The following is a 14,407-nucleotide window of genomic DNA, read 5'->3' on the forward strand; positions in this document are numbered from 1 at the left end:
CTATTATCATGTTTGTAAGGGGGACTTGATTATCTCATTCGATAAGCGGTTCAACACCATATACAAAAAATACAACCAGGGAGTGGAACATTTTGAAAAAGTGGAGTAGCTTATCATTCTTCACCAAAAACCTATTATTATCCTTCTTCAACATCGTATTGATTGGGCTAGTCCTTATTGTGTCCAGCTATTTGATCCAACGTACGATTTTGATAGACCAATTGCATGGGCAAGTGGAAAAAATCACATTGAAGTGGGCCCAGGGCATTAATTCCGATGAAGTAACCCAAGCGGTTCAAGAGAAAAATTATGATGGACCCATTCAAACCAAACTCCGCGCGTACCTAGATAACATCATGGCGACGAATCCAAATATCTCTCATGCCTATATTTTCGGGACGGAGCTCGAAAATGGCAATCTGACATCTATTGTGGCGATGCCAACGGATCTCAGAGAAGCATTTGAAAAAGATAAGATGCTCGTTGGCTCTATGTATGAGCAACCCAATGTCGTGGCAGTAGGCGTAACCGGTATGCTGGACAGTGGCAAACCAACATTCACCAGCTTCTACGATGATACTTTTGGTACATGGACGACTTTGATGACTCCGATTAAAGATCCAAGCGGCAAAATCTTTGCATATTTTGCAGTCGATGCAGATGCCGGTGCCGTACCTGCAGGATTGACCAAGCTGCTCATTAGCGGCGCTACCATTTTAGTGATTTTCCTACTGATCTGCCTGGCGCTTCAATATTGGGTTGTGAAACGTACGCTGTCCCCGATTAAGCAATTGATGTACGGTATCAGCGAAGTAAGCAGAGGAAATCTGGATGTTCAAATTCATGCAGGTCATGATGATTTAGGACTCGTAAATCAGAATTTCAACGATATGGTAAGTCATATTAACAGCATTATGACCAAGGTGAAGCAGACAACTGATGAAGTCAATGAATCTGCCAAAGAATTGCTCGCAATCTGCGAACAAAACGGAATCAATTCCAACATCATCAATCAAAATATCAGTGAAATCACGGAGAATATCCGTTCGCAGGAAAAAGCAACAGGCGATAGTGCACGTGCCATGGCTGAAATGGCTTCGGTCATTCAAAATATTGCCACGAGTTCTTCTAATGTTGCGGAAGAAGCCAATTCGGTAGAGAAACGCTCTAACGAAGGCAACGAGATTGTAAGTAAGGTGTCATCCCAAATGCACTTGATTACCGATACAGTAACCAATACTTCCCGTATCATCAAGTTGCTGGACAGTCGTTCGCAGGAAATTGGCAATATCATCAGTACCATTTCAGGCATCTCCAGTCAAACCAACCTGCTCGCTCTGAACGCTTCTATTGAAGCTGCGCGCGTTGGTGAAGAAGGTAAAGGCTTTGCCGTCGTTGCCAGTGAAGTACGTAAGCTGGCAGAACAATCTGCGGAGGCAACCAAACAGATTACATCACTGATTGAAGAAATTCAAAATGAAATCGGACAAGCTGTGAAGTCGATGGAGCAAGGAAACGTTGAAGTTCAAAACGGAATCGTCGTTGCTGGACAAGCAGGCGTGCTGTTCAATGATATTCTTCAAGCAACTAAAAATGTAGCATGGCAAATCCAAGAAGTATCCAGCGCTACTGAGCAAATATCTGCGGGTACACAGGAAATGACAGCGACAGCAGACGATCTTTCTTCCACTGTAACCAAAACAGCCAATAACAGTGTTCACATTGTGCAAACGGTGGAGGAACAAAAAGCTTCTTTGGATTCGATTATTGATTCATCCCATAAATTGACATCCATGTCTGAAGAGCTTCAAGAAATTACATCTTATTTCAAAATTGCAGACACCAACCGTAGCAAATCATAATAGCCATTTATCGACTTAAAGTTAATTTCATAGTTAATCATTCATTCGGTAATGCCTCCCTCCTGTTCATGCATTTGAAGGGAGCGAGGCATTTACTGAGTTTACCATTTATATTAAGACATCATACATTCAGGAGGTTAGCGTAATGGCTTCATTACTACAAAACAGTACACAGACAACCCCTTCCCCATTCCTAGTTCCCTTGGATTATGCACGTATACAACGCAAGCATACATCCTCTACTTATCAAGTAGAGTTAGAAGCGTCCATCTCGGAACAATTAATTCAGCAAAAAACTGCGGGAGACAAACAAGCGTTGCTCTTATCAGCATATACTGCATGGGTATATCGCCTTTCCGCAGAAGAAGAAGTTTCTTTTTCTACTTTCGTGCCACAAACTGGTCTGCTTACAGCTTCGCTGACAGTCGAAAAGGAAACGACTTTTCATGAACTAGCAGACTTATTTCAGGAGATGCTCCGTGAGCCAAGTGCATACCTTGCGGAACCACAAGCCGATACTTCATTTTCGACAAATCTGCCTACGGACAGCGGTGTAGAATCCCGTATTATGGATTGGGCTGTCAGTGAACACAATGGCGCTTATCAAATACAGATACGATATGATCAATCACTCTTGCTGGAAACAACGGTTGTCCGATACGCAGAATACTTTGAAACCCTTTTGCGTGGCGCGCTAACCAACAGCCATGCACCTGTGAATTCAATTGATATATTATCGGATGCAGATCGAGCTGCTCACGAAGCTTTAAATAATACAGTCGTGAAATATCCTGAGCATCAAACTATTCATGGAATGTTTGAGGAGGCGGCTTCACAATACCCTGATCGTCCGGCTATTGCTTCCCACACTGGAGAGTACACGTACCGTGAGTTGAACGAACGCGCTAACCAAGTCGCACGTGTCTTGTTATCCAAAGGTCTTACCAAAGGTGAATTCGTGACCATCTTCATGGAACGGAGCTTAGAGACCGTTATTTCACTGCTTGGTATCCTAAAAGCCGGAGGCGTATATGTACCTGTTGATCCCGCCCACCCCGCTGACCGGAGTAGCTACATTGTCGAAGACACGCGTTCTCCTTTTGTATTAACAACTTCCGCACTTATGGAACAAGCGACTGAACTGTGCGGTTCTATTGAAACGGTAAAAGAAATTTTAGCTATTAACGGGCCGCTGGCAGGCTATGCTGCAAGCAATCCGAACGTTCGTGTAAGTCCGGATGATCTAGCTTATGTCATCTATACATCCGGCTCTACAGGCAAACCGAAAGGTGCCCTGATCGCTCACCGCGGTGTTGTTAACCTAGGAGCTGTCGTGCAACGCGATTGCGACATTACACCTCAGGATGTATTGACCCAATTTGCAACCTACAGCTTTGATGCATCCGTTTGGGATACCATTGGAGCCTTGTTTTACGGTGCAAAATTGTACTTGCTGTCTTCTGAAGAGCGTGTATCTGTTGAAGAATTCGCTGAAGCCATTGCACGTACAGGCACGACGATTATTACCATTTTGCCAACTGTATTCTTTAATCAGCTATCTACGTACTTGTCAGACGAAGGCTATCGCAAACTCGCTAATGTACGGATTGTTACTGTAGCAGGCGAAGCGCTGTACGGCTCCCAAGTTCGAGCGTTCCAAAGCAAATTCGGTACAGATACCGACATCGTAAACGTATACGGACCGACCGAATGCACCGTAGCGACAACGACCCATCGGGTCCGTGGTGCCGTGCCTGAGCATGTCGTCAATATCCCGATCGGCAAGCCGATTTACAATTACAAAGTGTATATCGTTAACGATGATAACAAGCTCTGCCCAGTCAATATTCCGGGTGAAGTATGTATTGCTACTCCTGCATTGGCCCATGGTTATCTCCATCAGCCAGAACGTACAGCGCAATCGTTCGTGGACAATCCTTTTGTTCCGGGTGAAAAAATGTACCGCTCGGGTGATATCGCCAAGCTGCTGCCAGACGGTACGATTGAATACGTAAGCCGCAAGGATTCGCAGCTCAAAATTCGTGGAAATCGGATTGAAATCGGAGAAATTGAAGATCATTTTTCCAAACATCCAGGTGTTCAGGACGTTGCTGTGGTAGCCGTCAAAGATCACACAGATCAGAACATGCTAGTTGGCTATTTCACCACTTCGGATGGACAATCCATTCCACAGGACGTTATTCAGTCTTATATTGGGGGCAAGCTACCTTCTTATTTTGTACCGAGCCATGTCGTTCATTTGGAAGCTATGCCAATTTCACCAACTGGCAAGATCGATCGCAAAAAGCTGGCCCTGCGGCCACTGCCGGAAGCGTCTGATCTTTCATTTGGCGGGGAACCTCTTCGCGAAGGAACCGAAACACTCATTGCCGAAGCATGGACTCAAGTGCTTGGTAAAAATAACATTGGCGCTACCGATGATTTCTTCCTGATCGGGGGCGACTCGCTTCGTGTCATTCATGTGCTGGCTATTCTGAAGCCACGTTATGGCGCGCTGCGCATCGGAGATTTTTTCCGCTACAAAACCGTTCGTGAGCTTGCTGAATACGTGGAACAATTAGGTACGGAACAAACGCAGCAACGCAAGCCACTCGCGATTCCTCAAGAAAAAATGGATTTGAATGAGCATCCTATTGAGCTGTCTGATGCTTCTGACTTAGCTGAAGTCCGCGACTTGCGCGTGATTTTGTTGACTGGAGCTACAGGCTATCTGGGCTCGCACATTTTGTATGACCTGCTTCAACGGACAGAAGCCAAAATATACGCGATGGTACGCCCTTCTCAGGACGGTCCATCTGGTATCGAGCGTATTCAGTCCGTATTGACGGGATATTTTGGACATGATATCTCCAGCTTGATCGAAGGACGAGTGAAGGCTGTCTATGGGGATCTGGAGCAAGCTGATCTGGGTCTCTCTTCTGTCGACCGCCATATGCTGGAGCACCAAATCGACGGCATTATTCACAGCGCCGCTGACGTACGTCATTTTGGTGATTCGGCAGCCTTCGATCGCACGAATGTGACCGGAACACTGGAACTGTTGAAAATCGCTCAAGCCAAGCCAGGAGTATCCTTCCATCATGTCTCCACTATGGGAATACCGGAGGATCTTGCTAACGAAGGAAAATGGGAGTCGGCATTGGAGCTTTCTGCCTTCCCAGACGAACTGAATGTGGACAACCTGTACACGAATAGTAAACTGGCTGCGGAGAAGCTGTTGTTCCAAGCAGCTCAAGCGGGTACGCCTGTCTCGATCTATCGCGCGGGTAATTTGACAGCCCATTCGGCCAACGGACGCTTCCAGCGAAATATTGATAGCAATGCTTATTATCGTATGATGAAGGCGATGCTGCTGCTGGGCAAAGCGCCACAAGCCGATTGGCATACGGACTTCACACCGATTGATTACGCCAGCCGTGCTATCGTAGAGCTGTCTGTTCATCAAAAAAGCGCAAACCGTATTTTCCATATCTGCAATCCGAACCCACTGCCATATGATGAACTGATCGCTATGGTAAACCAACTCGGTTACGCAGTAGAAACCCTGCCTTTTGACGATTACAGCGCCTGGTTGCTAAATCCGTCTTCCGGCATTCAGGAGGATGCACTTCACCTTGCTATGGGACAACTAGAAGGTGACGGAGCCAAGGATTCAGCTTACCGTTACGGATGCTCTGTAACCACAGCTCTGCTGGAACAAGCTGGCGTTCAATGCCCGGCAACCGACCTGAATTTTATTCGGAACATGATCCAGCATGCCGTCGAGATCGGTTACTTCCCGACCTCTTCACCGGTATCTGTAAAAGCTACACAGAGGTAACAAAGTTGTGATATTTCCCCCGCGTGTTTTCGGTATGATAGACTAGATTTTGCTAGTTTCATATCTAGTATAAACCTCTATACTTTCAGAATTTTTTTGCATGCGGGGGATGTCATTCAATGAAACACACTTTTTTTAAAAGAACGTTGCTAATCATAAGTTTGTTGGCTATTTTAGGAATTTTGGTGTATGAAGCACGTAGCATATACCACACACCTACAGTTAAAGGGGCTCATCGTACACGCACAGCTAATGCAGATCGACTGGTACGCCATTTATTTTCAATGACGCCTACACCAGATAAAGTATATTACCAAAACAAAGTAATTGTCCTGATGTATCATGAGGTGACCAAGACTCCACCTGATCCCGGTGCTCTCAAGCTTAGTAATTTAACGAGGCAGTTGGACGAAATGAAAGCTAACGGCTTCCACTGGATCACGATGAAAGAGTATACGGATTTTATTTTACATAAAGCCAAGGTTCCTGATAATGCGGTACTTATGACATTCGACGATGGCTACGAGTCCTTTTATACGGACACTTTTCCTGTGTTGAAAAAGTACCAGGTACCGGCAACCAATTTTCTCATCACGTCCACGATCAGCAATCCCAAACATATTGGTATTCCAAAGCTGACATGGGATCAAATTCATCAGATGCATGCTGAAGGCATTGATTTCTACAATCATACCAATGACCAGCATGCTTACGGATACTCCAACACAGCGCGCACCCAACAAAAGCCGCTTCTGATGGCTCCAGTGTATTCGAAAAAGCTGGGGCGAATGGAAACCGAGAATGAGTTCAAACAGCGAGTTTCTACCGATTTGGACATGGCTGACAAGAAGCTGTTCAAGCATCTACACAATGATCAGAATGTACTTGCCTTCCCTTATGGTGGGTATACCAAGGAGACGATGGAAATTTGCCGTTCCTTGGGTATTGACGTTACGTTTACGGTGAAACGCGGGATTAACTCGCCAGGGCAAACGAACGGCTATCGCGTCAATGCAGGTGGAATACACAATATTCCCGAAGTATTGGTGCAATACATGAAGGAAGGTGCTCCCCTTCGCCCACTTCCTTTTGCTCAAGGTCCCAACAAGGTATCCTAAACGTTGGCTAGCTTATTGAAGGATAAAAAAGAACCTTTAAAACCATTTTATGTCGTGGTTTTAAAGGTTCTTTTAATGTATGAGATGTAGATTAGGGCCAGATGCGAATTGCCGCGATAACAGCCAGATGTACCGGGTAAAAGCTACGCCACAACCAACGCGGTACCCGACTATAAAATCCGCTTTCTCCAGTTGCAAAACATACGATCAGAATACTGGACAGCAGACTAAAGTGCTGAAGATTCGCGTGATGCACCATGTCATACACTACGTTCAAAACAAAATGGGCTGCAATCATCATATATGAACGGGTGTATCGATAAATCAGAACCAACAGCAGTCCATAGGCTCCGTAATCCATCTGGCTGAGCTCCATAACCAGAGCTGAGACGACGTACAGGCACGTTACAGCCGTCCAATGCTTCAAGCGGGATGCAGCAGCCAACGCAAGCAACGAGGTCAATAGCGTCCAGATTACGTTCGGTCTAAGCACATCAAACGCCAGCATATAGGGCACCTGAGAAATCAGAGCCAGTCCGAGTAGACGGAGCATATAGCTCTGCATGTCTCGGGTATGAGTATATCCCGCATACAGCGCGTACGCGTAGATTGGAAAAGCAAGCCTGCCGGCAATTCTCCAAGCCGGATCCGTCGGAAAAAACACAAGTCCGACATGGTCAATCAGCATCGTCAGCATGGCCAACCAGTACATACAAGGCCCCCTTATTTATGTTTTACGTTTTATCTTCTGTCAAGCTCAGAATGGCGTTCATGATGTCCGTTTTCGTAACCCGTCCTACCAACTCCCGAATTGGAGTTGAGGAGCTACATTGCTCGTCCAAAACTGGAAGACAATTGACCTGATGCCGAATCAGTTTCGATATCGCTTCCAGTAAAGTGTCTTCTGGAGCAAGCGTCGTCATTTGGGCCCGGCGCGTCATTGCCATGGTCACCGGGACGGTGTGAAGATCGGTATGCCCCAGCATGACCTTCAGCAAATCCTTGCGGGTAACAATTCCAATGAGCTCCTGCTCCTCTCCTGTGACCATCAGGGTACCTGTATTTTGCTGAAACAGCATCAGCACCGCATCATAGGCGGTAGTGTCACCGGAAATCAAAATCGGATCACTAAGTATATCCGCCACCGTCAGCTTTTTGAGCATGTTGCCGATATGACTATCATATTTAGGATGACGCCCTGGCAGGTAGCCTACCTTCGGCTTGGCATCCACCAGTCCGAGCATAACGAGCAGAGCAAGGTCAGAACGGAGAGTCGGACGCGTCAATCCCAGTGTTTCAGCAATTTTATCCCCCGTAACAGGTGCCAGACGCTGGACAATATCAACAATTTCCCGCTGTCTTTCAGACAGTTGAATAATGATTACCTCCTTATGGAGTGGGGTAGAATACATTATAAAGAGCGTAGATCGGTAAATTTCAGCATCTTCCGACAATTCATCAAATTTTAATCATACACCGCTTGTTTTCAAATTTAAAATGTGTCACAATTAAGAATGTAATACATACTAATTATAAGTTTAACGTGTGCAATATGCTACATTTATCAATGAACTATTGTACATCGCATGTGATATGTATTATGTATTATATAAACCTGAGGAGGAAATCAAATGAAATTTTTCTTGGATACTGGTAACATTGAAGAAATCAAACGTATTGAACGTTTGGGTCTGGTTGATGGTGTAACAACGAACCCTTCACTGATCGCTAAGGAAGGTCGAGTGTTCAAGGAAGTCATTCAGGAGATTTGCAGTATCGTTGAAGGTCCCGTAAGTGCTGAGGTTATTGGTCTGAAGGCTGAAGATATGCTCAAAGAAGCTTATGATATCGCCAAGTGGGCACCGAACGTGGTTATCAAGCTTCCTATGACTGAAGATGGCTTGTATGCTTGTAACGAGCTGACCAAGAACGGAATCAAAACGAATGTAACACTGATTTTCTCCGCGGCTCAAGGTTTGATGGCAGCCAAAGCTGGCGCTACTTTTATCAGCCCGTTCGTAGGACGTCTGGATGATATCGCTGTTGATGGTATGAAGCTGATTCGTGAGCTGAGACAAATTTTGGACATTCATGGTCTGAAATCCGAAATCATCGCCGCATCCATCCGCAATATTAAGCATGTAGAAGATGCTGCTCTGTCTGGTGCACATATTGCCACCATTCCAGGTTCCTTGCTCCCTTCTCTGTGGAAACACCCACTGACAGACAGTGGTATCGAACGCTTCCTGAAGGACTGGGAAACCGTACCTAAAGCTTAATTCGCCAGTCATGGCAAACGATATTATATCAACCCAAACAGCCCGTATTTTACGGGCTGTTTTTTTTGCTGTAGAGATAGCAGAACCCAAAACGCTGAACAACTTTTTTTGACAAAATAACTTGTTGTTCATATAATTGTTATAACAACTAATTAATTTCAAAGTAATTTATGTACGGGAAACAGAAAGGAGTACCTATGAATAACTTGCCTCCCGATTGTTCCATTGGGATGTTGCTCGGGATTACTCACCGCAAAATGAGTCAGCAGCTCTTGCAGCGCCTCAAACCTTATGATATTTCCCCAGAGCAATGGTCGGTTCTGTTCCAAATCTATCAGGCTGAGGGTTTAAATCAGAAAGAAATTGCAGCTAAGGCCGTGAAGGACCAGCCTACCACGACTCGAATTATTGATTTGTTGGACAAGAAGGGCTGGGTACGGCGTGTAAATAGCCCACAGGATCGTCGGGCCTATTTGCTTCATCTGACTGAAACAGGCCGACAGCTTGTGGAGAAGACTCTTCCTGTCGAACTTGATACCAATCACGATTTTGTAAAAGGAATTTCCTCGGCCGATCTGAAGCAATTCCGCCGGACTCTTTTACAAATTCACGCCAACATGACCGAATCAGAAAAACAAGGAGAGAACGATTAATATGCAACAAGGCAAGCAACCTCTTTGGACCAAGGAATTTATCGTTCTTACGGTTTCCAATTTATTTTTGTTTCTGGAATTACAGATGATTCTATCTTCCATTCCTTCTTATGTGAAAAATACATTCCACGCTAGTTCCGTTCAGGTGAGTCTCGTTACCACCTTATTCGCTTTAAGTGCGATTGCAGCACGACTCTTTTCAGCCCGTATGCTGGAAAAGGGACATCGCAGTACCCTGATCTTCGTGGGACTGCTGTTTGCATTGGCAGGAACGCTGGGGTACAGTGTTTCGCCAACGATTACAGTGCTTCTGCTCATGCGGATGTTATTTGGGATTGGCTTCGGTATGAGTAGCACGGCCTTTCCAACGATGGCCTCTGACGTCATCCCGCCCAAACGTCTCGGTGAAGGAATGGGCTTCTTTAGTCTGTCCACTAGTCTAGCGATGTCGATTGGGCCGACCATCGGCATTTCGATGCTTCAATACGGGAGTTTCAACCTGCTTGCCTATACGACAGCAGCTGTAATTGTTGTGATATTCCCGTTGGCTTACTGGCTGATTCGTACACTACCCAAAGGGCACATCGAACCACCTATGGTTCCTTTGGAAGAAGGGCGAAAACCGGCATTTAACCGTAAATTGTGGGTTCCCGCCTTGTTGAACATGCTGATGTCTATCACATATGGTGGATTACTCGGCTTTATGGCGCTTTACGGGGATGAAGCAAATCTGGCACATCCGGCCTACTTTTTCCTGTTTAATGCGGTATCCGTGCTGATCGTGCGTCCCTTCTCGGGCCGTATTTATGACAAAAAAGGGGCAAAAGCACTGCTCATCCCTGGCTCCCTGTTTTTAATTGGCGGTCTGATCCTGCTTTCCTACGCACACAGTGATGTCTTCATGTATATGTCTGCTCTTTGCTACGGTATCGGGTTTGGTGTCATGCAGCCGACCCTCCAAACCTGGATGATTCAGGTCGTGTCTCCTAAACAGAGGGGCATGGCAAACGGTATGTTTCTCAATTCCCTCGATTTCGGGGTTGCAGCCGGAGCGCTTATACTTGGCATTATCGCCAAAGCAAGTGATTATGCGTGGATGTACCGTCTTTCCTCGCTGTTTGTTGTACTGTTCTTACTAATCTATGTCATACAAATCGTTGTGAGCCGCAAGCCTAAGACGCATCTCCCTCTAGAAGGGTAGACTATATTTTACAATTGAACATTAGCTCTTACTTGCTTAGTTATCAAAAACACCCGTTGCCATGGTTTCATGGACAATGGGTGCTTTTTCATTTATTTCGCAGGAGTTTTGCGTCTTAGCTTGGGAGAACGAGGCTTTTCCCGGGACACGCTTGTTTGCTCCTCATTTACACTCATACGGTCCGTGGATTTGTCATCTGTGGGTTCATCCTGCTTGGGTCTGACCGCAAACAGCATCAGCAGAGCTGCAATGCCTCCCACTGCGGCCATCACGCCAAAGAGCAGACCATGTCCACTGCTGCCCAGCAGCAAGGATACAACCGGAGGGCCTAGTGACACCCCGACAAAGCGCATGCTGCTATACAGGGCAGTAATGGTTCCGCGTTCCTCTTTTTCAATTCCCTTTGTAATGAGAGAATCCAAACAAGGCAGCGCAAGCCCAATTCCGCCGCCCCCTAACGTAAACAGTCCGATCACCGCATAAATATTTTGGATAAATCCGAGAATGGCAAAGCTGATCGTCAATATGGCCAAACCACTGAAACCGATCCACTTCATACGCTTTTTGTGCTTGCCGATGATCTTGCCTCCTACATAAGAACACAGACAGAGGGAAATCAGCGGAATGGCTAACACAAAACCTTTCCACACTCCATGGAGGTTGTAACGACTTTCCAAGATGTCGGATAAGTAGAACAAGACGCCAAAAATGACAAACATACAAATGCCGCCCATAGCGAAAATAGCATAGAGCCAACGTCCTTTTTCGGCAAGCACCCGCTTCACATTTCCCACAAACTCCCGAAACATAATCGGTTGGTTCTTACGCTTAGGCACATGGATCAGCCAAAGCACCAAAATGAGCGAAATCAGACAGAGGCCTGGAATTACGGCCAGTGGCAAAAACCATAGAACAGCTCCCAATGCGGCACCGAGTATCGGACTTAGCACTTTGCCAAATGTGTTGTAAGTCTCGACGACCCCCAGGTTCTTACTGGCCTCATCCTCATTCTCGTACAGATCACCCACAAGCGGAATGACTATAGGAAAAGCCCCTGCCGCTCCCGCACCCTGAAGTAGACGGCCTGCAATAATGGTCCAGTATGCTGCCGAATCGTGAAGCAGCCATGCTCCCGCTGCAGAAATCCCCCCACCAATCACCGTCAGAATCAGACAGGGAACAATCACCGCCTTACGGCCAAATCGGTCGGAGAGATAGCCCGCAATCGGTATCAGTAAAATGGCCACCACCGCATATACTGTAATCAACATGCTAATCCGAAAAGAGCTTACATGTAGCTTACGTCCGATTTCCGGTAACACAGGAATCAGCATGGAATTACCCAGCGTCATCATCAGCGGGATGGAACCTAACGCAAGCAGATTCCCCTTATTTTGTTGCATCCCGTTACCACCTTTGCAAAAGTAATAACACAGCTGTTCAGATTTGTTCTACAGATGTTATTGTGTTTACATTGGTGGGGATTTATACGGCTACACTTTAAATCCACCGACCCTTGCATTTAGTAGCTGCGACATATCCGCCAGTGTATGAATAGATGATGCAATTTCCTCCATGGAAGCCAGTTGCTCTTCTGCCGCCGCACTGACGCTCTGGGTTCCCCCTGCCGACTGCTCTGCTACTTCACGAATACGTTCTACTGCTTCCACCATTCGCTCTGATCCGCCGGACATTTGTTCTACGGACCGGTTTACACTGTGAATCTGTTCGCTGACCTGTTGAATGGAACTTCCAATCTGACGAAATGCGGTTTCTGCGGATTGCATGACCTTTACGCCAGACTGCACTTCAACCGTCCCTGTCTGCATACTGGAAGCGACATTTCCAACATGCTCCTGAATATTTTGCACAAATTGTGTGATTTCTGCTGCTGAAACCGATACCTGCTCGGCCAATCTTCTTACCTCAGAGGCTACAACTGCAAATCCTTTGCCCTGCTCTCCGGCTCTTGCCGCTTCAATCGACGCGTTGAGCGCCAGCATTCCTGTCTGTTTAGCAATTCCAGTAATAACAGCTCCAATCATGCCAATCTGTTCGGCCTGTTCACTAAGTGAACGTACAGCACGTGCAGAGCTGTCTACACTTTCGCTTACCTTCTCCATCTGACGCATAGCCTGACCTATAGATTGTTCCCCTGCTTCTGCATCTTTAGCGGCTGTATCAGACAACTCATATACCTGCTGGCTCGTAGCTGCAATATGCTCCAGTTCGTGGGCAAGCTCTTTCACAGTATCTGTAGTTTGTGTAATATCGTCGACCTGATGCTCCATACCAGCCGCTAATTCTTCCATTACACCGGAAGTATGACGATTGGCCTGATTCATTTCCTCTGTACTTACGCTAACCCGCTCTGCGGTTACGGTTAATGTACGCGCCGTATCCTGAGCATCCACTATAATACTGCGGAATCCCTCAATAAGCTTGTTGTAGGAGCTTGCAATCATACCGATTTCGTCTTTGGACGTAATATCCAGTCGGCTACGCAAATCTCCCCCACCTTCAGACATTTCCAACAGTTGCTCATTCATATGGTGTAATGGACGAATTGAACGAATCAGAACGATGGATTGAAAAATACTGTAAATGATAACCAGAAGCCCTACAATACTCGTAATCAAGGATGTATTCGTCATCGTTTGGTGCGCTTGCTGTACTTTCACCGTCACCATATCCTCTTGAGCTTTGACGAAGGCTACTACCTTGGTATCAAGTTGCTTGCGCAACACCCGTTCGTTTTCAAAATCATCGAGCAAATCAGAAAATGGCGGGAAAGCGTCATCTCTTGTACTCTGATACCCCGCTGTAGTCAGTAAACGATGAACTTGATTCATATAGGTATTAATCCCCGTCTTGAGATCAGTCATCTTTTTACTAGAATCCTCATTGCCTGTACTAAGCAGAGCTTCTGTCTCCTGTAGCAACTTTGCAACTTCACTTTGCTTGTTTCCGATCTCTTTCCCATACTGTTCGTCACGAGTTAGCAAATATGCCCGCTCATCATTAGATATGCCGTTTAACAAAAATTGAAGAGACTTCGAGTTATACGCAATAGCCTCTTCACGATTCATAATATCCTTGTACTCATTCTCACTATGTACGCTTAAAATGTAATTGGTCAGCAGCATTGCTGCAATCACACTCGGGATCAGTATCGCGCTAAGAATCATTTTGGCCTTAATCGTTAAATTCATGAATCGGTCCCCCAGTTATTTCTGAATAAAATGTCCAACTTACTATATATCGTTTTATTCGATTGTTTTTTTGAATGAAATAGAAAATAGTGTATAGATTTTTAAATATATTTATGTCTATTCAGTGAACATATATATCTTTTTTAATATCAAAAAACAAAAAAATTCAAAATTAGGTAAATGAACTGTTTTCAGTTTGTACTCTTCGAATTTCAGACTATTTAAATGATATACTATGTAT

At 45.6% G+C, this 14,407-nt stretch carries 10 protein-coding genes; 6 read left to right on the forward strand and 4 right to left on the reverse strand.

The window, feature by feature from the left end; all coding sequences use genetic code 11:
• Positions 1 to 92 precede the first annotated feature (92 nt).
• The 3 genes from ACEN8J_RS12950 (at position 93) to ACEN8J_RS12960 (ending at position 6,821) form a co-directional block, all read left to right on the forward strand.
• Entirely contained in the window at positions 93 to 1,862 is a 1,770-nt protein-coding gene (locus ACEN8J_RS12950; protein ID WP_029514770.1) for a methyl-accepting chemotaxis protein, read from the forward strand.
• Positions 1,863 to 2,007: 145 nt separating this feature from the next.
• Positions 2,008 to 5,703 (forward strand): non-ribosomal peptide synthetase family protein, encoded by a 3,696-nt coding sequence (locus ACEN8J_RS12955; protein WP_495593553.1) that lies wholly within the window; start codon positions 2,008 to 2,010, stop codon positions 5,701 to 5,703.
• A gap of 119 nt (positions 5,704 to 5,822) precedes the next feature.
• Positions 5,823 to 6,821 carry a polysaccharide deacetylase family protein gene (locus ACEN8J_RS12960; RefSeq protein ID WP_165147683.1) on the forward strand — a complete coding sequence of 333 codons (999 nt, stop codon included), beginning with the start codon at positions 5,823 to 5,825 and terminating at the stop codon, positions 6,819 to 6,821.
• A gap of 91 nt (positions 6,822 to 6,912) precedes the next feature.
• On the opposite strand, the gene ACEN8J_RS12965 is transcribed toward ACEN8J_RS12960, so the two are convergent.
• Complete coding sequence (locus tag ACEN8J_RS12965) at positions 6,913 to 7,533, reverse strand: TraX family protein (RefSeq protein WP_029514773.1); 621 nt, start codon at positions 7,531 to 7,533, stop codon at positions 6,913 to 6,915.
• Positions 7,534 to 7,555: 22 nt separating this feature from the next.
• A complete protein-coding gene (locus ACEN8J_RS12970) occupies positions 7,556 to 8,275 on the reverse strand; it encodes a CBS domain-containing protein (protein WP_238437778.1) in 720 nt (239 codons plus the stop codon).
• Positions 8,276 to 8,452: 177 nt separating this feature from the next.
• On the opposite strand from ACEN8J_RS12970, the gene fsa reads away from it, so the two are divergent.
• The 3 genes from fsa (at position 8,453) to ACEN8J_RS12985 (ending at position 10,954) form a co-directional block, all read left to right on the forward strand.
• Positions 8,453 to 9,100 carry a fructose-6-phosphate aldolase gene (gene fsa, locus ACEN8J_RS12975; protein WP_013309811.1) on the forward strand — a complete coding sequence of 216 codons (648 nt, stop codon included), beginning with the start codon at positions 8,453 to 8,455 and terminating at the stop codon, positions 9,098 to 9,100.
• A 197-nt stretch (positions 9,101 to 9,297) separates the two neighbouring features.
• Complete coding sequence (locus tag ACEN8J_RS12980; RefSeq protein WP_029516787.1) at positions 9,298 to 9,753, forward strand: MarR family winged helix-turn-helix transcriptional regulator; 456 nt, start codon at positions 9,298 to 9,300, stop codon at positions 9,751 to 9,753.
• Position 9,754: 1 nt separating this feature from the next.
• The gene (locus ACEN8J_RS12985) at positions 9,755 to 10,954 is read left to right on the forward strand and encodes an MFS transporter (RefSeq protein WP_029516786.1); all 1,200 of its coding nucleotides are present in this window, start codon (positions 9,755 to 9,757) and stop codon (positions 10,952 to 10,954) included.
• 92 nt (positions 10,955 to 11,046) lie between these two features.
• Here ACEN8J_RS12985 and ACEN8J_RS12990 read toward each other — a convergent pair whose 3' ends face one another.
• Entirely contained in the window at positions 11,047 to 12,357 is a 1,311-nt protein-coding gene (locus tag ACEN8J_RS12990) for an MFS transporter (protein WP_029516785.1), read from the reverse strand.
• Between the two features lie 90 nt (positions 12,358 to 12,447).
• Positions 12,448 to 14,166, reverse strand: coding sequence for a methyl-accepting chemotaxis protein (locus ACEN8J_RS12995; RefSeq protein WP_029516784.1), 1,719 nt, complete (start codon positions 14,164 to 14,166; stop codon positions 12,448 to 12,450).
• Positions 14,167 to 14,407: the final 241 nt, after the last annotated feature.

This window comes from Paenibacillus sp. Paensp38 (genome assembly GCF_059491915.1).